17 protein-coding genes and 1 pseudogene are annotated in these 18,673 nt (G+C 65.4%); 6 read left to right on the top strand and 12 right to left on the bottom strand.

Annotation, left to right across the window (positions count from 1 at the left end; translation table 11 throughout):
- Window positions 1–93: 93 nt before the first annotated feature.
- Both ACN2C7_RS14545 and ACN2C7_RS14550 read right to left on the bottom strand, forming a co-directional pair.
- Entirely contained in the window at window positions 94–1,182 is a 1,089-nt protein-coding gene (locus ACN2C7_RS14545) for a M48 family metallopeptidase (RefSeq protein WP_419317686.1), read from the bottom strand.
- The gene (locus ACN2C7_RS14550; RefSeq protein WP_419317687.1) at window positions 1,166–2,239 is read right to left on the bottom strand and encodes a YjgN family protein; all 1,074 of its coding nucleotides are present in this window, start codon (window positions 2,237–2,239) and stop codon (window positions 1,166–1,168) included. The genes ACN2C7_RS14545 and ACN2C7_RS14550 overlap by 17 nt, the downstream gene beginning before the upstream one ends.
- 288 nt (window positions 2,240–2,527) lie before the next feature.
- Between ACN2C7_RS14550 and ACN2C7_RS14555 the strand changes: the two genes are divergently transcribed.
- Together ACN2C7_RS14555 and ACN2C7_RS14560 are read left to right on the top strand one after the other, a co-directional pair.
- Window positions 2,528–2,875 carry a type II toxin-antitoxin system HicB family antitoxin gene (locus ACN2C7_RS14555; protein WP_419317688.1) on the top strand — a complete coding sequence of 116 codons (348 nt, stop codon included), beginning with the start codon at window positions 2,528–2,530 and terminating at the stop codon, window positions 2,873–2,875.
- 260 nt (window positions 2,876–3,135) lie between these two features.
- The gene (locus ACN2C7_RS14560) at window positions 3,136–4,131 is read left to right on the top strand and encodes a GIY-YIG nuclease family protein (RefSeq protein WP_419317689.1); all 996 of its coding nucleotides are present in this window, start codon (window positions 3,136–3,138) and stop codon (window positions 4,129–4,131) included.
- An 82-nt stretch (window positions 4,132–4,213) separates the two neighbouring features.
- Here the strand turns inward: ACN2C7_RS14560 and metH are convergent, their stop codons facing one another.
- From metH to ACN2C7_RS14600, 8 genes are read right to left on the bottom strand one after another with little or no spacing between them, the layout of a single operon-like run.
- A complete protein-coding gene (gene metH, locus ACN2C7_RS14565; protein WP_419317690.1) occupies window positions 4,214–6,883 on the bottom strand; it encodes a methionine synthase in 2,670 nt (889 codons plus the stop codon).
- Window positions 6,880–7,281: a DUF4259 domain-containing protein gene (locus ACN2C7_RS14570; protein ID WP_419317691.1), complete on the bottom strand. Its 402-nt coding sequence runs from the start codon at window positions 7,279–7,281 to the stop codon at window positions 6,880–6,882. The genes metH and ACN2C7_RS14570 overlap by 4 nt, the downstream gene beginning before the upstream one ends.
- 2 nt (window positions 7,282–7,283) lie before the next feature.
- Complete coding sequence (locus tag ACN2C7_RS14575) at window positions 7,284–8,381, bottom strand: homocysteine S-methyltransferase family protein (RefSeq protein ID WP_419317692.1); 1,098 nt, start codon at window positions 8,379–8,381, stop codon at window positions 7,284–7,286.
- On the bottom strand, window positions 8,378–9,247 hold the full coding sequence (bla, locus tag ACN2C7_RS14580; RefSeq protein ID WP_419317693.1) for a subclass B3 metallo-beta-lactamase: 870 nt from the start codon (window positions 9,245–9,247) through the stop codon (window positions 8,378–8,380). Before bla ends, ACN2C7_RS14575 begins: the two co-directional genes overlap by 4 nt.
- Window positions 9,244–10,203 carry a methylenetetrahydrofolate reductase [NAD(P)H] gene (gene metF / locus ACN2C7_RS14585; protein ID WP_419317694.1) on the bottom strand — a complete coding sequence of 320 codons (960 nt, stop codon included), beginning with the start codon at window positions 10,201–10,203 and terminating at the stop codon, window positions 9,244–9,246. The genes bla and metF overlap by 4 nt, the downstream gene beginning before the upstream one ends.
- Window positions 10,200–11,177, bottom strand: a complete 978-nt coding sequence (locus tag ACN2C7_RS14590) for an ArsR/SmtB family transcription factor (RefSeq protein ID WP_419317695.1) — start codon at window positions 11,175–11,177, stop codon at window positions 10,200–10,202. The genes metF and ACN2C7_RS14590 overlap by 4 nt, the downstream gene beginning before the upstream one ends.
- 43 nt (window positions 11,178–11,220) lie before the next feature.
- Complete coding sequence (locus ACN2C7_RS14595; RefSeq protein WP_419317696.1) at window positions 11,221–11,595, bottom strand: VOC family protein; 375 nt, start codon at window positions 11,593–11,595, stop codon at window positions 11,221–11,223.
- 2 nt (window positions 11,596–11,597) lie between these two features.
- Window positions 11,598–11,957 carry a winged helix-turn-helix transcriptional regulator gene (locus ACN2C7_RS14600; protein WP_419317697.1) on the bottom strand — a complete coding sequence of 120 codons (360 nt, stop codon included), beginning with the start codon at window positions 11,955–11,957 and terminating at the stop codon, window positions 11,598–11,600.
- 31 nt (window positions 11,958–11,988) lie between these two features.
- Between ACN2C7_RS14600 and ACN2C7_RS14605 the strand changes: the two are divergent.
- Both ACN2C7_RS14605 and ACN2C7_RS14610 read left to right on the top strand, forming a co-directional pair.
- Window positions 11,989–12,270, top strand: a pseudogene (locus ACN2C7_RS14605) (carboxymuconolactone decarboxylase family protein); the annotation flags it as partial.
- Between the two features lie 9 nt (window positions 12,271–12,279).
- Window positions 12,280–12,534 carry a hypothetical protein gene (locus ACN2C7_RS14610; RefSeq protein ID WP_419321479.1) on the top strand — a complete coding sequence of 85 codons (255 nt, stop codon included), beginning with the start codon at window positions 12,280–12,282 and terminating at the stop codon, window positions 12,532–12,534.
- On the opposite strand, the gene ACN2C7_RS14615 is transcribed toward ACN2C7_RS14610, so the two are convergent.
- The gene (locus ACN2C7_RS14615) at window positions 12,531–13,490 is read right to left on the bottom strand and encodes a 2-hydroxyacid dehydrogenase (RefSeq protein WP_419317698.1); all 960 of its coding nucleotides are present in this window, start codon (window positions 13,488–13,490) and stop codon (window positions 12,531–12,533) included. The genes ACN2C7_RS14610 and ACN2C7_RS14615 overlap by 4 nt on opposite strands.
- A gap of 147 nt (window positions 13,491–13,637) precedes the next feature.
- Here ACN2C7_RS14615 and ACN2C7_RS14620 point away from each other — a divergent pair, with 147 nt between their 5' ends.
- Window positions 13,638–14,378 carry a sulfotransferase family 2 domain-containing protein gene (locus tag ACN2C7_RS14620; RefSeq protein WP_419317699.1) on the top strand — a complete coding sequence of 247 codons (741 nt, stop codon included), beginning with the start codon at window positions 13,638–13,640 and terminating at the stop codon, window positions 14,376–14,378.
- A 105-nt stretch (window positions 14,379–14,483) separates the two neighbouring features.
- On the opposite strand, the gene ettA is transcribed toward ACN2C7_RS14620, so the two are convergent.
- Window positions 14,484–16,151: an energy-dependent translational throttle protein EttA gene (gene ettA, locus ACN2C7_RS14625; protein WP_419317700.1), complete on the bottom strand. Its 1,668-nt coding sequence runs from the start codon at window positions 16,149–16,151 to the stop codon at window positions 14,484–14,486.
- A gap of 230 nt (window positions 16,152–16,381) precedes the next feature.
- Here ettA and ACN2C7_RS14630 point away from each other — a divergent pair, with 230 nt between their 5' ends.
- Window positions 16,382–18,673 carry a TonB-dependent receptor gene (locus ACN2C7_RS14630; protein ID WP_419317701.1) on the top strand — a complete coding sequence of 764 codons (2,292 nt, stop codon included), beginning with the start codon at window positions 16,382–16,384 and terminating at the stop codon, window positions 18,671–18,673.

The raw sequence follows: 18,673 nt of genomic DNA on the forward strand, positions 1-18,673 counted from the left end.
TCGCACATCGTTATGCGGGATGGGTCGAATGTCCGATTTGGGGTCGGACGAGTGACGTTTTTGCCCCGGACGGTGGGCGAGACCGGCTTCACGCTAGCGTCCCCCCACCTGGCAGGCCGCCTTCACCCGGCGCCAGTCGTTCTGGGAAAGCGCCGGCGTTCCGGGCAAGGCCGCCGCCGCCGCCCGGCTGGCGCGCCCAGCCGTGTCGGGATGGGTCGCAAACCATTCGGCGGCGCGACGCAATCGGGGATCATCCTGGCGATTGGCCATCCGCCCGAAGAAGTCCGCCATGCCCCGGGTCGAGATATTCCGAGCCCGCAACAGCTCGATGGCCCGCGCATCGGCTTCGGTCTCGAGATCGCGGCTGAACCTCTGGTCGGCGAAGCCGCCGGCCAGAAGCACAGTCTGCTGACCGGCGCCCGTACCGCCGCCGACGACGGCGTCCAGCAACAGCCCCGCCCCCATGGAGCGCCAGGCCGCCTGCATGGCGTGACGACGCTCGACGTGGGCGATCTCGTGGGCGATCACCGCCGCCAACTCGTCGGGCGTGCGGGCCTGGGCGATCAGGTCGTCGGTGACCAGGATCGCTCCGCCCGGCAGGGCGAAGGCGTTGACGAACGGCGCCCTCACCGCCTGCACCCTGATGTCGAACGCCGAATCCGAGCCCTCCGCCAGGCGATCGCCCAGGTCTGACAGGATCGCCGCCCCGCGCCGGTCGCCCTTGCAGGGCTGGAACGCGACCTTGAGCTGGACTTCCATGTTCGAGCCAAACCGGGCCTCTAGCTTGGGCGGGGTCCCGCGGGCCAGAGGACCGGCGGCCAAGGGCACGCCGACGAAGACGATCGCCGCGAAGGTCGCGCCCGCCCCGACCAGTCCGGCGATCAGCGTCCGCTCGGCGCCGCGCTCGCGCCGCGCGATCGCGGTTTCCGAGCGCCTGGACAAGGTCCGCCAAGCCTCGCTCTCGACGATCAGCCGCGCGTCGCCATCACCCCGGGTCAGGCGATAGCGGCCGGCGGAATGAGCCGTTTCCCGCACCTCGTCCAGCGGCCAGTCGATCCCGACGCCGGGATCGTCCAGCGCCCGGGCGGTGACCCGGCCGGCCTCCAGGCTGACCTCTACCCGCCAGGGACGGGACGTCTGGCCGTCGTAAAGCAGACCCTCCACGTCAGAACGGAGAGACATCGAAGGCATCGGCAAGGCCTTCGCCCGTCTTCGGTCCCCGCTCGGCCTGCATTGCGTCGGCCAGGGGCGCCTCGCCGGTGCTGGACAGCCGGGAGATCATGAACTTGGTCGTCCGCGCCACCACAACCGGCGTTAGGAAACCCAGGGTGAAGATCGTCAGCAGCAGGTTGGTCAGCGTCAGGCCGATCAGCGCGCCCGCCTTCACGTTCAAGGCAAAACGCGCCTCCCCCAGCCGGATCGAGCGCGCGATGGTCCGCATCAGGACCGCGTGATAGGCCGCCGAGGCCACCATGACGAACAGCGCATAGATAAACGCATAGCCATAGATCAGCAGGAACCGCGCCACGCCCGGCTCGGTCCCGGCCTGCATCGACGCGATCATGGGCGGCACGATGGCGGCGATGAGCACACCATAGCCGATGATCCCCGCCACCCAGGCGAGCGCGAACGGCCCATAGAGCCCTTCCGCGTGCGATCGCTCCCAGCGGAGTTTCTGGTCTCCGTACGACATGCCGCCCCACAGCTTCTCGGCGATGCGCATCGACATGGCCGGCGCGTACCAGCCCAGGGTGATCATGACGAGCAGGGTATAGCCCAGATAGGACCAGCCAAACTTGTTGGCCGAGCCCCGGAGCTGGAACCGCACGCCGCGCCACACCGTGCGGCTGGCCATGTAGCGATAGGTCATGAAGATCGCCGCGCCGATCAGCACGATGATCGCGATGTACAGCGGCAGCATCAGCAGGGTGAACATCGGGCTGACGAACTGGATCGCCAGGATCAGCGCCAGATAGGGGACGCCCAGAGCCAGCAGCGCGATCAGGAAGCCCAGGAACAGCTCCCTGCCCTTGCCGGTGTATTCGAAGGGCTCGTTGTTCAGGGTGATGTGCGACCAGACCCGGCGGCGCACCTCGGTCTTTCCCCAGAACCGGTAGAGCGTCAGGGTGATGATATTGAGCAGGCCGTTTTTCAGGCTGAGGCCGATGAACGACCCCGGCTTGATCGTGTGGCCAAACGCCAGAGTCTCGCCCTTCACGGGCGATTGAGCGCCATCCATGAAATCCCCCTAAGCCCCCGCTCGCAACTGTTGCGAGCAAGCAACCCTTGCGGGATTTGCCAAGGCGGTCAACCATTGCGGCGAAGATCAGAGGCGGTACGCAAGGGCGGACATTGAAAGCCTGCATGTCAGAGCCCGCGCCAGGGTGATCGAAGGCTCGGGGTCCGTGGTTCGGTTCGAGTGCAACGGCGTCATCGCCCGCTTCCACCGACCCCATCCGGACAAGGAAGCCAAGCGGTATCAGGTCAGGGCCGCCCGCGCGTTCCTCGCGGCGATTGGAGTGAGGCCATGAACGTCCTGAAGCACAACGGCTACATGGCTCGCGTGGCGTTCGACGACGAGGACGAGATCTTCGTCGGCCGTCTCGCCGGGATCACCGACATCATCAGCTTCCACGCCGACACCGTCAGCGGCCTCAAAGCGGCCTTCCACGAAGCTGTTGCCGACTACATCGCCACCTGCGCCAAGGCCGGCAAGAAGCCCGAAAAGCCCTATTCCGGCCAGATCATGGTCCGCGTCGATCCCGTCGTTCACGCCCGCGCGGTGCTGGCGGCGGAACTGGCGGGCAAGAGCCTGGCGGGCTGGACGGAGGAGAAGCTGCGCGAGGCGGCGACGCGGGAGATCGAGGCGGCTTGAGGCGGCGGGGCGCCGACATGGCCTTGCCTGAGATTTATGGCGCTGGAAAAGAGCGTGTGCCCCTGTTTCAGGGACGGCCACATTCGGTCTGGGCATAATCGGAAAGGGTTCGCATCCCTCTTGACCCCAATTTTCGAAAATGACGTGGATGCAAACCCCTGTTGGCAGGCCGCTGATTCGCATCGCAGCTTCGGCAGAGCAATTTCCAATGAAATACTTTTTTAGAGCCAAGCCATGAGGAAATTTCATTGAGAGGTTTTGTGTATGTTCTGGTCAATAGCAGTCTTCCGGGCCTAGTAAAGGTTGGGAAAACTAGCCGATCAACATCCGAACGAGTGAAGGAACTCTCAAACGCAACGGGCGTCCCGACTCCATTTATAGTGGCTTTCGAGCGGGAATTTGAGGATTGCGACGCTGCCGAACGTTTTGTTCACAAGCAATTAGAGGCCGCCGGCCTCAGGCAAGCGGCAAATCGGGAGTTTTTCAGAGCACCCACATCACAAGTAGTGCGTGTTGTTATCGACGCTCCAGACAGTTTGGAATCGTACCGTTCAGCATATGATGTTGATGCGCCAGCCGAGAATATTTCATCTGACAACGATCTATTGAACGCATATGATATCGAATCCGAAATAATATCGGAGGCTTCTGATTATTTGCAAGGTCAGAATGGGCGCTTGAAAGACCCAGCAGAGGCGATCCGCCTTTTCAAAATTGCAGCAAAGCAGGGTAGTGGATTTGCACATTTTGCTCTTGGCGTTTTTGCTCAAGAAGGTCGATTTGCGCCTGAAAATGCCGATATCGCGAAAATTCACTACCTTTCCGCTATAAGATTGAACGATTTTAGATCTTACCCAAGACTAGGAAGAATCTATCAAACAAAATTGGATACGAAAAACGCCAACAAGTGTGCCGAAATTTTTGTGCAAAAGACAAATGAATACGATTTTAAATATGGAGATTACTCAATAGAAGAATACGATTTCGATTTGTACTATTTTATATTGACGACAACTCTTTCATACGGCGGAATAGGTCAATTTCACGCTTCCGTTCAGCAAGCACTCAAGGTTCGGGCGCATGAGATTTTGAAGCACATAGAGACGGAGCACCCACCAAAGCAAACTGGCAACCTACCGCCAGTGCTGACCCAGATGCGGAAAGACATCAATTCGGCCGCCAAGTGGTTAGAGGCGTCTGCGCGCGAGAACGAGCGAGCCTCTCAAGCTTTGGAGCGGGGCGGCATGCTGGAATGATCTGACGCGATCCTAAGTCACAAGGGAGAAAGAGGGACCGACCCTACTATCCGTTCGATGGAAATGCGTGTGCCACCTCAACCTAAGCCGCCGCCTCCCGCGCCCTCGCGCCGGGATCGTAGTTGAGGATCGGGGCCAGCCATTTCTCGGCCTTGGCCAGGTCCCAGCCCTTGCGGCGGGCATAGTCCTCGACCTGGTCCAGATCCACCTTGCCGACGCCGAAATAGTGCGACTTCGGGTGGCTGAAATAGAGGCCTGACACGGCAGCGCCGGGGCTCATGGCGTAGCTTTCGGTCAGGATCATGCCGGTCTGTTCGATCGCGTCCAACAGGGTGAACAGCGTGCCCTTTTCGGTGTGGTCGGGCTGGGCCGGATAGCCGGGAGCCGGGCGGATGCCGACATATTTCTCGGCGATCATCACCTCGGCGTCGGCGGACTCGTCGGGGGCGTAGCCCCACAGCTCGACGCGGGCCTTGTAGTGCAGCCACTCGGCGAAGGCTTCGGCCAGGCGGTCGGCCAGGGCCGAGGCCATGATGGCGCTGTAGTCGTCGCCGGCATCCTTGAAGCGCTTGACGATCTCGTCCTCGCCATGACCGGCGGTGACGGCGAAGGCGCCGATATAGTCAGGCCCCTGCCCGATCGGCGCGACGAAGTCGGCCAGGGCGGCATTGGTCTTTCCCGCGCCCTTGTCCATCTGCTGGCGCAGGGTGTGCAGGCGCGACAGCTCCACCGTGCGGGTGTCGTCCGTATAGAGCACGATGTCGTCGCCCTGGGCCTGGGCCGGCCAGAAGCCGATCACGCCCTTGGCCCCGAACCACTTTTCGGCGACCACCGTGTCGAGCATCTCGCGGGCTTCGGCATAGAGCTCGGTGGCGGCCTCGCCGACCACGTCGTCTTCCAGGATCTGCGGGAAGCGGCCGATCAGCTCCCAGCTGGCGAAGAACGGCGACCAGTCGATGAAGGGCACCAGCTCGGCCAGGGTCGGCTCGAAGGTGCGCGTGCCGATGAAGGACGGCTTGGGCGGCGTGTAGCCGTCCCAGTCGATGGCGAACTTCTTCTGGCGGGCCTCGGCAATGCCGGTGCGGGCCTTGGCGGTCAGACCCCGGGCATATTGCTCGCGGATGCGGATGTATTCGGCCCGCGTCTCGGCCTGCAGGCGGTCGCGCTCACTGGCCGACAGCAGGCCCGAGACCACGCCCACCGCCCGGCTGGCGTCCAGCACATAGGTGGTCGAGCCCTTGGAATAGGCCGGCTCGATCTTGACCGCCGTATGGGTGCGGCTGGTGGTGGCGCCGCCGATCAGCAGCGGGATGGTGAAGCCCTGGCGCTCCATCTCGGAGGCCACGAACACCATCTCGTCCAGCGACGGCGTGATCAGGCCCGACAGGCCGATCATGTCGACGTTATGCTTGCGGGCTTCATCCAGGATGCGGTCGGCGGGCACCATGACGCCGAGGTCGATGACCTCGTAATTGTTACACTGCAGGACCACGCCGACGATGTTCTTGCCGATGTCGTGGACGTCGCCCTTGACCGTGGCCATCAGGATGCGGCCGGCCTGCTCGCGCGGCTTGCCGGCCTTTTCAGCCTCCATGAACGGCTCCAGCCAGGCCACGGCCTGCTTCATGACGCGGGCCGACTTGACCACCTGCGGCAGGAACATCTTGCCCGAGCCGAACAGGTCGCCGACCACGTTCATGCCATCCATCAGATGGCCTTCGATGACGTGCAGCGGCCGCTCGACCGACAGGCGGGCCTCCTCGGTGTCGGCCTCGATGAATTCGGTGATGCCGTTGACCAGGGCGTGGGTGATGCGCTCGCCCACGCTGCCCTTGCGCCATTCCAGATTGGCGGTCTGGACCTGACTCTTGTCGCCCTTGTAGCGCGGGGCCAGATCGACCAGGCGTTCGGTGTTGGAGACATTGGTCCGCTGCGGGCGGTTGAGGATCACGTCCTCGACGGCCTCGCGCAGTTCGGGATCCAGCGCATCATAGACCGGCAGGTCGCCGGCATTGACGATGCCCATGTCCATGCCAGCCGCGATGGCGTGGTACAGGAACACCGAGTGGATCGCCCGGCGAACCGGCTCATTGCCGCGGAAGCTGAACGAGACGTTCGACACCCCGCCCGAGATCCGGGCATAGGGGCAGCGCTTCTTGATCTCGCGCGTGCCCTCGATGAAGTCGACGGCGTAGTTGTCGTGCTCCTCGATCCCCGTCGCCACGGCGAAGATGTTGGGGTCGAAGATGATGTCTTCCGGCGGGAAGCCCACCTTGTCGACCAGGATGCGATAGGCCTTTTCGCAGATCTCGATCTTGCGGGCGGCGGTGTCGGCCTGACCCACTTCATCGAACGCCATGACCACCACGGCTGCGCCATAGCGCAGGCACAGCCTGGCCTGCTCGATGAACTTGGCCTCGCCCTCCTTCATGGAGATCGAATTGACGATGGCCTTGCCCTGCACGCACTTCAGCCCGGCCTCGATCACCTCCCACTTGGAGCTGTCGATCATCACCGGCACCCGCGCGATGTCGGGCTCGGCCGCCATCAGGTTCAGGTAGGTGACCATGGCCAATTTGGAGTCGAGCAGGCCCTCGTCCATGTTGACGTCGATGACCTGAGCGCCGGCCTCGACCTGCTGGCGGGCCACCGACAGGGCGGCCGGATAGTCGCCCTCGATGACCAGTTTCTTGAACTTGGCCGAGCCGGTGACGTTGGTGCGCTCACCGATATTGACGAAAACGGGTCTCATGATTGGCCGTTCAACAGGGATTGCAGTCCGGCGATCTGAGTGAGCCACGCATCGTGGTCCTCGCCCTCCTGCCAGGTTTCGTCGAGTTCTGAGGCGGTGCCGACCACGCGGGCCAGGGCCCGGCGCGCCAGATTGGCGGCGCCTTCCGGCGGCTTGCCCATCGTGGCTTTCAGGTCGGCATGGCTGTCGGGCAGCACCGAGCCGGCCCCGACGCACGAGGCGACCACCGCCGCAGCGGCCACGGCCAGTTCGGCCTCGGCCTCTTCCAGATAGCCGCTGACACTGGCGGCGTGCTCCATCAGCGTCATGACCATGCGCCAGTCCGGCGCTTCAGCCAGGTCTTCAATGAAGTCAGCGGCTTCTTCGTTGTCGAAAGGTCCGGGAGCCCAGGCGGTCATCTTCAGCCCACCAGTTCGAAGGGTTCGAGGCCCGCCAGGCGCATGGCCTTGGGACGCTCGGGGATCTGACGTGGCGTGACGCCGGCGACGGCCTGCGCCACGTGGCGGATGTGGTCCGGCGTGGTGCCGCAGCAGCCGCCCAGGATGTTGACCAAGCCGTCCGACGCCCATTGGTGCAGGGCGTGGCCAGTCTGGTGCGGCTCCTCGTCATACTCGCCCATGGCGTTGGGCAGGCCGGCATTGGGGTAGGCCGCCACCAGGGTGTCGGCGATGCGTGCCATCTCGGCAATGTGCGGGCGCATCAGGTCGGCGCCCAAGGCGCAGTTGAAGCCCACGGCGAACGGCTTGCAGTGCTTGATCGAGTTCCAGAACGCCTCGGCCGTCTGGCCCGACAGGGTGCGGCCCGAGCGGTCGGTGATGGTGCCGCTGATCCAGATCGGCAGCTCTTCGTGGCCCTCGTCGCGCAGATCCAGGATCGCCTTGATCGCGGCCTTGCAGTTGAGGGTGTCGGTGATGGTCTCGATCAGAAACAGGTCGACGCCGCCCTCGTAGAGGGCCGAGACCTGCTGGCGGTAGGCCGCATAGACCTGGTCGAAAGTCACCTTGCGCGCGCCGGGGTCGTTCACATCCGACGACATCGACAGCATCACATTCAGCGGCCCGATCGAGCCGGCGATGAAGCGCGGCTTTTCGGGGTGCTCCTTCAGCCAGCGATCGGCGACCGAACGGCCGATGCGCGCGCCTTCGTAATTGATGTCCCAGACGTCCTTTTCGCCGAGGCGATAGTCGGCCTGGGCGATGGTGGTGCCGGAAAAGGTGTTGGTCTCGGAGATGTCGGCGCCGGCCGCGAAATAGGCGTCGTGCAGCTCGGCCACCAGGTCGGGGCGGGTCAGGCACAGGACGTCGTTATTGCCCTTCATCTGGCCGTCGTAGTCGGCGAAGCGCTCGGCGCGGTAGTCGGCCTCGGACAGCTTCTTCTTCTGGAACATCACGCCCCAGGAGCCGTCGAGGATCAGCACGCGCTCTTTGGCGGCGGCCTTGAGGGCGGCGATGCGGCCCGCTCTCGTAGAAAGATTGGCCCGGGTCGTAAGGTCGGTCATTTGGCCGCTCCCTGCTGGCGCGCCAGCTCTTTATTGAACGCGGCTTCCGAGGCGGCGACGAAGCGGCCCAGCTCGGTCGGATCGATGAAGGCGTTGTTGTCGCCGCGCAGCATCTTCTGACGCTTGGCCAGCAGGTCGCCCTGCTCCTCATGGGCGGGCAGGAAGACGTCGGCCGGCATGACCTTCAGCTTGGCGAAGGTGGCGCGATAGTCGGACACGATCTTCGGGTAGGTCTTGTTGCCCACCAAGGCGTTGCCGGCCACCGAGATCGAGTTGAAGAACACCACGTTCAGGGGGCGGCCGCGCTCGGTCACCGACAGGGCCCAGGTCGTGCCGCCGCTGGTATGGCCAGGCGTCAGGTGGGCGATCAGCGTGGTCTCGCCCAGCGTGACCTTCTCGCCGTCGCGCACGGTGCGGTCGACCTTCACGGCCGGAAAGGGCGTCAGGCCGTTTTCGTTGTCGCCAAAGTGACGGCCCTGCTCCAGGGCCGGCTTGTCCTGCGACGAGGCATAGAGCCTGGCGCCGGTATCGGCCTTCACCTGGGCCAGGCCGCCGGCATGGTCATAGTGGGCGTGGGTGTTGATCAGGATCTTCACGTCGGCCAGCTTGAAGCCCAGCGAGACGATGTTGCGCTCCACCAGCTTGGCTCCGTCCGCCGACATGCCGGCATCCAGCAGCACATGTCCGGCCGACGAGGTGATCAGGTACGAAGACAACCCCTCGGAGCCGACATAGTAGATGTTGCCGACCACGCGGTATGGCTTGGTCGGCTTGATCCAGGCGGCCGGCGGCCAGTCGTCGGCGCGGGCGGCGCTGACGCTGGCCAGCGAAAGCACGCCGCAAAGGATCAGGGCCAGAACCTTCATGCCGCAACCTCCGAATGGGTGGTTTCACGCTCGCGCACGCCCAGCACCCGGCAGATCGCATAGACCAGATCGGCGCGGTTGAGGGTGTAGAAGTGGAAGTCCTCGAACCCCTGCTCCTGCAGCTTGGCGCACATTTCGGCGGCCACCGAGCAGGCGATCAGGCGACGGGTTTCGGCGTCATGGTCCAGGCCCTCGAACAGGTTGGCCAGCCAGCTCGGCACCGCCGTCTGACAGGCCTGGGACATCTTTTTCAGGCCGTTGAAATTGGTCACCGGCATGATCCCGGGCACGATCGGAATGGTGATGCCGGCGGCGCGCACCCTGTCGTTGAAGCGCAGAAAGGCGTCGATATCGAAGAAGAACTGGCTGATGCCAAGGGTCGCTCCGGCGTCGACCTTGGCCTTCAGCACGTCGATGTCGTGCTCCAGCGACGGGCTTTCCGGATGCTTTTCGGGATAGACTCCGACCAGCACCTCGAACGGCGCGATGCCGCGCAGGGCCTTGGTCAGTTCGGTGGCGTTGGCGTAGCCGTCGGCGCGCGGCACATAGACCCCGCCGATGCCGCCCTCGGTCGGCGGCGGATCGCCACGCAGGGCGACGATGTGGCGAACGCCCGTCTCCCAGTATTCGCGGATCACCTCATCGACCTCGTCGCGGCTGGCCCCGACGCAGGTCAGGTGGGCGGCGGGCTTGAGGCTGGTCTCATCCAGGATGCGCTTGACCGTGCGGTGGGTGCGCTCGCGGGTCGAGCCGCCGGCCCCATAGGTCACCGAGACGAAGGCCGGATCCAGCGGAGCCAGGCGGGTGATGGCCTGCCACAGGCTCTCTTCCATCGCCGGGGTCTTGGGCGGGAAGAACTCGAACGAGACGCGGGGACGGCCGCCGGCCTGGCTCTGACCGCGCTCGCCGGCGCGAGCGACGGGACCGATCACGCGGCGTGTAGGTGGAAGGGTCATGCGGCGCTCCTTTGCGCGGCCCGCTGGACCGGACGGCGAGCCGTCCAGATCTTTACGGTCAATCCCTGGGCCGAGGACGGCGGCAGGGCGATGTTGTTTTCCAGGCTCAGGCCGGCGGCCTCCAGCCAGGGGATGATCTCGGCGTCTTCAAAGCCCAGGCGGCGGTGCTGGTGGGCCTCGCGCAGAAACTCGTGGTCGTGCGGCGCGAAGTCGGCGATCAGCAGCAGGCCGCCATGGGCGACCAGCCGCGCGGCCTCGGCGACAGCGGCGGCCGGATCGCCCAGATAGTGCAGCACCTGATGCACCGTCACCAGATCGGCGCAGCCGCCCGGCAGGCCGGTGGCGAAGATGTCGCCGTGGCGCAGCTCGCATTGCCCCAGCCCCGCCTTGGCCACCTCGTCGCGGGCGATGTTGAGCATCTGCTGCGACAGGTCCAGGCCCAGGGCCGAGCCGGCCCGCTGGCCCAGCAGGGTCAGCATGCGGCCGGCGCCCGCGCCCAGGTCGACCATTTCGTCGAAGGGCCCCTCGCCCGCCGCGCGCAGGATCGCCGCCTCGACCTCGGCCTCGTCGACATACAGCGAGCGGATCTCGTTCCAGCGCGCCGCGTTGCGGGCGAAATAGGCCTGGGCGCCGGTCGAGCGCTCGGCCCGCACCGTGGCCAGCTTCTCGGCGTCGGCATGGACGGCCGGATCGGCAGCGTCGATCAGATCCAGCGCCTGGCGGACCAGATGGCGGCCCGGCGACTTGCTGGCCAGGCGATAAAACACCCACGCCCCGTCAGGGAAGCGCTCCACAAGCCCCGCCTCGGCCAGCAGCTTGAGATGGCGCGAGACGCGCGGCTGGCTCTGGTCCAGGATCTGGCACAGCTCCAGCACTGAAAGCTCCTCGCGGGCCAGCAGGGCGAGCAGCCGCAGACGGGTGGATTCCCCCGCCGCGCGCAGCACTTCGACAACCTGTTCAGCCGACAGCTTCATGGGGACATAAAGATATCTTTATGTCCGATTTGGCAAGCTGATTTTATGCCTCGGACGCCACCTTTGCGGGCTCCCAGAGCTCAATCTTGACCCCAGCCGGGTCCAGAATCCAGGCAAAACGACCCATCCCCTCGTCCTGCCGGCCGGTAGGCTCCACGCCCTCGGCCGCAGCCCTGGCCAGCAGGCCGTCCAGGTCATCGACGACGAAATTGATCATGAAGCCCGCCTGCGACGGCTCGAAATACCGGGTGTCGGCCGCGAACGGCGACCAGTTGGTCTGGCCGACTTTCGGATGATCGAACACCGCCCCGCCCCAGTCATGGACCTCGAAGCCCAGCACCCGCGCATACCAGTCGCGCACCGCGACCGGATCGGCCGCCTTGAAGAATATCCCGCCCAGCCCCAGCACCCTGGCCATGATCAGTCCTCCGTCGCCAGATCGTCGGCCCAAGCCTGCGACCAGGTCATCAGCGGCGCAAGCGCCTCGATCAGGGCCGCTCCGCGCGGCGTCAGGCGATAACCCGCCTCGGCCGACACGACATCGGCAGCCCGAAGTTCGGCCAGACGGGCATTGAGCGTACCTGGCGGCAGCTCGGCCGCCGCCTGCAGGGCGCGAAAGGTCAGGACAGCGCCGTCGCGCAGCTCCCAGACGATCCGCAGGGCGCCGCGCCGGCCCACCAGATCCAGCGCGGCCATGACCGGCCGCCCCGTGGTCGAGCCGCGCACCGGCTTGCCCGGCAAGGGCGCTTCAATTTCTGCAGCAATCGGCGACTTGGGCATGATACAGATTTTGTAGCAGAAGGAGACCGCCATGTCCGCCCGCATCGCGCCCGCCCGGCCGCCCTACCCCGCGACCGTCCAGAAAGCGCTCGACCACCTGAAGACGCCCGGTGATCAACCCCTGTCGCTGTTTCGAACCCTGGCCCGGGACGAGCGCCTGTTCTCGCGCTTCACCGGCGGTGGCCTACTGGATCCCGGCCATCTGAGCCTGAGCGACCGCGAGATCGTCATCCACCGCATCTGCGCCCTCAACGGCGCGGCCTACGAATGGGGCGTGCACGCGGCGATTTTCGCGCGCGCCGCCGGTCTGGATGCGACGCGCCTGGCGGCCACCGCCGCGCCGGGAATCGCCGACTGCTGGTCGCCGCACGAGGCGCTGCTGATCGGCTTCTGCGACGCGGTCAACGCCCGGGCCGATATCGACGATGACCTGTGGGCGCGCCTGTCCGAAGCCTTCGACGAGGCGGCGCGGATCGAGCTGATGATGCTGGCCGGCTTCTACCGTACGGTCAGCCTGCTGGTGAACGGCCTGCGCCTCGAACCCGAACCTTTCGCGGCGCCATTTCCTGAAACCTAGCCGCCCACCGGCGACGCCAGCGGCTCGCCGTTGAAGTAGCAGCGCAGGTTCTCCAGCGTCAGCCCGACCATGGCGGGGATGCTGTCCAGGGTCGCGCCGGCCAGGTGCGGCGTTAGCACCGTGCGCGGCACGCCCTCCCAGCGCGCCGGCGGGGTCGGCTCCTGGTCGAAGACGTCCAGCGCCGCCATGCCCAGGCGGCCGTCCTTGAGGGCGGCGATCAGGGCGTCCTCGTCGACCAGTGAGCCGCGCGCCACATTGACCAGCAGGCCCTGCGGTCCCAGGGCCTCGATCACCGCCTGATTGATCATGTGATGGTTGGTGTCGTCGGGCCGGGCGCAGACCATCAGCACGTCGCTGTCGCGGGCCAGGGCCATCAGGCTGTCGGCGCGCGGCCGGTCGGTTTCCTTGGGGCGCGGCGCCCACCAGGAGACCTTCATCTCAAAGGCCTCGCAGCGACGGGCCACCGCCTCGCCGATATGGCCCAGGCCGACGACGCCCACCTTGCGGCCGCGCAGGCCGTGTCGGGGCGCCATGCGCTCGGCGTGAGTCCAGCGCCCGGCCCGCAGGCGGTGATCGCCCTCGACGATGCCGCGCCAGGCCGCCAGCATCAGACCCACGGCGTGATCGGCGACGTCACCCGCGTTCAGGCCGGTGGAGTGGGTCACCGAAATGCCGCGCCCCTTGCACCAGGGCACATCGACGCCGTCATAGCCGACACTGACACAGGCGATCAGGCCCAGTTGCGGCATCTCTGACAGCAGGTCCTTGCCCAGGGCCATCTCGCCGGCATGGACGATGGCCCGCACGGACTGCCCGGGCCCCTGCAGAAAGGCCAGTGGATCGGGGAAGTCCCAGAACCGATGAACCGTATAGCTCCCCTCCAGCAAGGGCTGCAGCGGCAGCAGCATCTCGTGCGAGATCAGCACATCGGGCTTTTCGGCGGGGGTATTCGGCATCTACGGACTCCATACGGGCTGGCATACAAGTGGCTGGACCGCGCCTGAGCGATAGACGTCCAGCAGATCTAGTTAGGCCCGGTTCCCCGATACGGCCATGGCCTTGCGATCTTGACCGTAAACCGCGCGGCTGGTCCATAGCAGCCCATGCGCTCCTATGATCCATCCCTTCCGCTCGTCTCCCTGCACATCCCCAAGACGGCGGGCACCAGCCTGAGATCCACCCTCGTCGACTGGTTCGGAAACGATCGCCTGCTCCTGCATTATCGCGGACATCAGGGCGAGGCGCCCGAGCGCTTCGACCTTGGCCCAGGCCATTGCGTGCATGGCCATTTCAACCGCGTGCGCGGCATCGGCGCCCTCGACTACTATCCGGACACGCGCCAGTTCGTGACCTTCCTGCGCGAGCCCTTCGCGCGGTTCGTCTCGCAATGGCGCTACCTGCATTTCCAGCAGCGCATGGGCGTGGCGGTGCCGGCCCTCGACGACAATCCCACCTTCGCCGAGTGGTTCGCCCGCCGGGCAGAGGCCATGACCAAGGGCGAGGATCCGTTCTCGTTCCTGGCCCAGCTGCCCCGGGCGGTTCCAGCCGACAATCCGGCCAGCGCCTTCGACACCGACTATGTCGCGGTGGGGATCATGGAGGACTATGACAATTCGGTCCGGGCCATGGCCACCGCCCTGGGCTTCACGCCGCCCGCAGGCTCGATGCACATCAACCGCGCCGACGACCCGCACCGCAACGGCGACCCCACGGCCGACTTTCCTGAGTGGCGAGAACCCCATCAGAAGGCCTTCGCGCTCGAATACGCGGTCTATGAGGCCGGGCGTTCGCGGATGCTTGAAGGGCTGGCGAAATACCAGGCGGCCAACCCTCCGCAGCTGTGATCCCATCGCCGACGGGGCCGCCGAACCGTCTCCGGGCCGACCAGAAACAAAACGGGGCGGCCCGCAAAGGCCGCCCCGTTCTTCGTTCAGTGTTGAAGTGCGACCCTACCGCGCGAACTTCTGGAACTTGATGCGCTTGGGGATCAGGCTGTCGGCGCCCAGGCGGCGCTTCTTGTCTTCCTCGTACATTTCGAAGTTGCCTTCGAACCATTCGACGTGGCTGTCGCCCTCGAAGGCCAGGATGTGGGTGGCCAGGCGGTCCAGGAACCAGCGATCGTGGGAGATGACCACGGCGCAGCCGGCGAACTCTTCGAGCGCCTCTTCCAGGGCCTGCAGGGTTTCGATGTCCAGGTCGTTGGTCGGTTCGTCGAGCAGCAGCAGGTTGCCGCCGGTGGCCAGGGTCTTGGCCAGGTGGACGCGGTTGCGCTCACCGCCCGACAGCAGGCCGACCTTCTTCTGCTGGTCGGCGCCCTTGAAGTTGAAGCTGCCGACATAGGCGCGGGAATTGATCTCGCGCTTGCCGACGATCATCACGTCGGTGCCGCCCGAAACTTCTTCCCAGATGGTCTTGTTGGGATCCAGCGCGTCGCGGCTCTGGTCGACATAGGACAGCTTGACGGTCTCGCCGACCTTGACCGTGCCCTGGTCGGGCTGCTCGCGGCCGGTGATCAGCTTGAACAGGGTCGACTTGCCGGCGCCGTTGGGGCCGATGACGCCGACAATGCCGTTGGGCGGCAGACGGAACGACAGGTCCTTGAACAGCACCTTGTCGCCATATTCCTTTTCCAGGCCTTCGACTTCCAGCACCAGATTGCCCAGGCGCGGGCCGGGCGGGATCTGGATGTGGGCCTGGGTCTGGGCGGCGCGGGCGTTTTCCTGCGCCGAGACCATTTCCTCGTAGCTGGCCAGACGGGCCTTGGACTTGGACTGACGGGCCTTGGGGCTGGAACGCACCCACTCGAGTTCGCGGGTCAGGGCGCGTTGGCGGCTGTCGGACTCCGACTGCTCCTGCACGACGCGCTTGGTCTTCTGCTCCAGCCAGCCGGAGTAGTTGCCCTCATAGGGCACGCCCTTGCCGCGATCGAGTTCGAGCGTCCACTTGGTGACCTGATCCAGGAAGTAGCGATCGTGGGTGACGAGGATCACACAGCCGGGGAAGTTTTCCAGGTGGTGCTGCAGCCAGGCCACCGACTCGGCGTCCAGGTGGTTGGTGGGTTCGTCGAGCAGCATGATGTCGGGCTTGCTGAGCAGCAGGCGCGCCAGGGCGATACGGCGCTTTTCACCGCCCGACAGGTTCTCGATGCTGGAGTCGTTGGGCGGGCAGCGCAGGGCGTCGATGGCCATCTCGACCTTGGAGTCGATGTCCCACAGGTCGCGGGCGTCGATGATCTCCTGGAGCTTGGTCATCTCCTCCATCAGCTCGTCGGAATAGTCCTCGCCGAGCTTGTTGGCGCATTCGTTGTAACGGTCGAAGATCAGCTTGTCCTCGCAGTCGGCGATGACATTGCCCCAGACGTCCTTGGTCGGGTCCAGCACCGGCTCCTGGGCCAGATAACCGCGGCGGATGCCCTCGGCGGCCTTGGCCTCGCCCGAGAACTGGTCATCCAGGCCGGCCATGATCTTCAGCAGGGTCGACTTGCCCGAGCCGTTGACGCCGACGACGCCGATCTTGGCGTCGGAATAGAACGACAGCCAGATGTTCTCGAAGATCTTCTTGCCGCCCGGGAACGCCTTGGTCAGGCCTTGCATCTGGAAAATATATTGCTGGGCCATGGGGGCGTCGGTCTCGCTGTCAAAGTTCGGGGGAGGACGGGCGCTGAAATAGCGGTCGGGGGCGGTTTACGCAATGTCGGCGCGCCGAGGCGCCCCAAAGTAAGCTTCACCGTTCTGTCTCAAGACTGTCGGAAACCCGACGCTTTTCCGTCGCGGAGGCGTCGCGGAGCGCTGTTAACCGGGCCGGAGAACCGGCGCGCTCCCCGCACGACCGGGCGAGGGGATAGATCATGAAACACCATCTGATGCTGGGCGCTGCTTCGGCCGCCCTCCTGCTGCTGGCCGCCGCGCCGGCCCTGGCTGCCGATCTGGCGCCGACCGAAGCCGCCGACACCACCGCCGTTGACGCCATCATCGTCATTGGTCAGGGCCAGAGCCGCCAGGTTCAGACCCTGAAGGACGAAGCCATCTCACTGGAAGCCGCCGGCACCAGCCCGCTGAAGGCCATCGACAAACTGCCGGGCGTGACCTTCCAGTCGGCCGACGCCTTCGGCGCCTATGAGTGGTCGACCCGCATCTCGATCCGCGGCTTCAACCAGGGCCAGCTGGGCTTCACCCTGGACGGCGTGCCGCTGGGCGACATGAACTACGGCAACCACAACGGCCTGCACATCAGCCGCGCCATCACCAACGAAAACATCGGCCGCGTCGAACTGGCCCAGGGCGCCGGCGCGCTCGGCACCGCCTCGACCAGCAATCTGGGCGGCACGCTGCAGTTCTTCTCGCGCGATCCTTCGGAAGTGTTCGGCGGCCAGATGAACGTGACCGGCGGCTCGGAAGGCATGTACCGGGTGTTCGGCCGCATCGACAGCGGCGCGATCGAGCAGTTGGGCGGCCTGCGCGGCTACGCCTCGATCGTCAGCCAGAGCACCGAGAAGTGGAAGGGCGGCGGCGACCAGAAGCAGTTCCAGTACGACCTGAAGGCCGTGCTGCCGCTGGGCGAAAACGGCAGCCTGACCGCCTTCTACAACGGCTCGCAGCGTCGCGAGCAGGACTATCAAGACCTGTCGTTCGAGATGATCAAGCGTCTCGGCCGCAACTGGGACAACACCCAGCCTAACTGGGCCCTGGCCGTGGCCGCCGGTCGCGCCTACCTGACCGGTACGGCTCTGCCCGCGCCGTTCGCCACCGTTGACGACGCCTACTACGCCGGCGCCGGCGTCCGTGACGACGAGCTGTACGGCCTGGCCCTGAAGCTGCCGCTCGGCGAAACCGCCAAGCTCGACCTCAGCGCCTATGGCCACGCCAACCAGGGCCAGGGCCTGTGGTACACGCCCTACGTCCCCAGCCCGGGCTTCGGCACGGTCGGCTCCACCGCCGCCCCGCTGTCGATCCGCACCACCGAATATGACATCGACCGCAAGGGCGTGACCGGCGGCATCACCGTCGATCTGGGCGCGCACCAAGTGGGCATGGGCTTCTGGGGTGAAAAGAACACCTTCAACCAGGCGCGCCGCTTCTACGCAGAAACCGCAGCCGCCCCGTCGCGCAACCCGCTCGACTTCCAGGAAAACCCCTTCTTCACCCAGTGGCAGTACCGCTTCGTGACCGACACCCTGGTCGCCCACATCGAAGACACCTGGACCGTCAACGACGCCCTGAAGGTCAATTTCGGCTTCAAGGCCATGGAAGTGACCAACAGCGTCCAGCGCATCGCCGGCAACCCGCTGGCCGGCGAGATCGAGTCGAAGAGCTCGTTCCTGCCGCAGATCGGCTTCGTCTATAAGGCGATGCCGGACCTGGAGTTCTTCGGCGGCTACACCGAGAACATGGCCGCCTACGTTTCGGCCGCCACCTCGGGTCCGTTCGCCTCGCAAAACCAGGCTGCGGTCGACTACATCACCAAGACCCTCGAGCCTGAGACCTCCAAGACCTTTGAAGGCGGTCTGCGCTATCGCACCGACCGCTTCCAGGGCGTCGCGGCCCTCTATCATGTGACCTTCGAGAACCGCCTGCTGGCCGCCAGCACCGCGGCTCCGATCCTGGGCCTGCCCGCCGTTCTGTCGAACGTCGGCGGCGTGGAAACCAACGGCATTGAGCTGGCCGGCGAGTACAAGCTGACCGACAACTGGTCGGTCTACGGCGCCTACACCTACAACCAGTCGGAATATCAGGACAACGTCGTCAACGGCTCGGGCGTCGTCACCGCCCGCACCGCCGGCAAGGAAGTGGTCAACACGCCCAAGAACATCCTCAAGGGCGAGCTGAAGTTCGAACTGGCCGGCTTCTATTCGAAGCTGGGCGTCGCCCACACCGGCGAGCGCTACTACACCTACGAGAACATCGGCGGTCAGGTGGACAGCACCACCGTCGCCGACCTGACGCTGGGCTATCGCTTCGACGGCGAGACCTGGGGCAAGGGTCTGGAGATCCAGGCCAACATCACCAACCTGACCGACGAGGACTATATCTCGACCATCGGTTCGGGTGGCTTCCTGAACAATGACGCAGCCGGTACGGGCCAGACGGTCCTGACCGCCCCGCCGCGCCAGTTCTTCCTCTCGATCAAGAAGGCCTTCTAG

It is taken from the genome of Caulobacter sp. ErkDOM-E (assembly GCF_048541895.1).
GTDB lineage: Bacteria > Pseudomonadota > Alphaproteobacteria > Caulobacterales > Caulobacteraceae > Caulobacter.

What these genes read in the sequence shown, in the direction of transcription:
- ACN2C7_RS14550 (WP_419317687.1), bottom strand. Translation starts at nt 2,239, where the DNA reads ATGGATGGCGCTCAATCGCCCGTGAAGGGCGAGACTCTGGCGTTTGGC.
- ACN2C7_RS14590 (WP_419317695.1), bottom strand. Translation starts at nt 11,177, where the DNA reads ATGAAGCTGTCGGCTGAACAGGTTGTCGAAGTGCTGCGCGCGGCGGGG.
- ettA (WP_419317700.1), bottom strand. Translation starts at nt 16,151, where the DNA reads ATGGCCCAGCAATATATTTTCCAGATGCAAGGCCTGACCAAGGCGTTC.
- ACN2C7_RS14555 (WP_419317688.1), top strand. Translation starts at nt 2,528, where the DNA reads ATGAACGTCCTGAAGCACAACGGCTACATGGCTCGCGTGGCGTTCGAC.
- ACN2C7_RS14545 (WP_419317686.1), bottom strand. Translation starts at nt 1,182, where the DNA reads ATGTCTCTCCGTTCTGACGTGGAGGGTCTGCTTTACGACGGCCAGACG.
- metF (WP_419317694.1), bottom strand. Translation starts at nt 10,203, where the DNA reads ATGACCCTTCCACCTACACGCCGCGTGATCGGTCCCGTCGCTCGCGCC.
- ACN2C7_RS14570 (WP_419317691.1), bottom strand. Translation starts at nt 7,281, where the DNA reads ATGACCGCCTGGGCTCCCGGACCTTTCGACAACGAAGAAGCCGCTGAC.
- ACN2C7_RS14630 (WP_419317701.1), top strand. Translation starts at nt 16,382, where the DNA reads ATGAAACACCATCTGATGCTGGGCGCTGCTTCGGCCGCCCTCCTGCTG.
- ACN2C7_RS14615 (WP_419317698.1), bottom strand. Translation starts at nt 13,490, where the DNA reads ATGCCGAATACCCCCGCCGAAAAGCCCGATGTGCTGATCTCGCACGAG.
- ACN2C7_RS14595 (WP_419317696.1), bottom strand. Translation starts at nt 11,595, where the DNA reads ATGGCCAGGGTGCTGGGGCTGGGCGGGATATTCTTCAAGGCGGCCGAT.
- bla (WP_419317693.1), bottom strand. Translation starts at nt 9,247, where the DNA reads ATGAAGGTTCTGGCCCTGATCCTTTGCGGCGTGCTTTCGCTGGCCAGC.
- ACN2C7_RS14620 (WP_419317699.1), top strand. Translation starts at nt 13,638, where the DNA reads ATGCGCTCCTATGATCCATCCCTTCCGCTCGTCTCCCTGCACATCCCC.
- metH (WP_419317690.1), bottom strand. Translation starts at nt 6,883, where the DNA reads ATGAGACCCGTTTTCGTCAATATCGGTGAGCGCACCAACGTCACCGGC.
- ACN2C7_RS14575 (WP_419317692.1), bottom strand. Translation starts at nt 8,381, where the DNA reads ATGACCGACCTTACGACCCGGGCCAATCTTTCTACGAGAGCGGGCCGC.
- ACN2C7_RS14600 (WP_419317697.1), bottom strand. Translation starts at nt 11,957, where the DNA reads ATGCCCAAGTCGCCGATTGCTGCAGAAATTGAAGCGCCCTTGCCGGGC.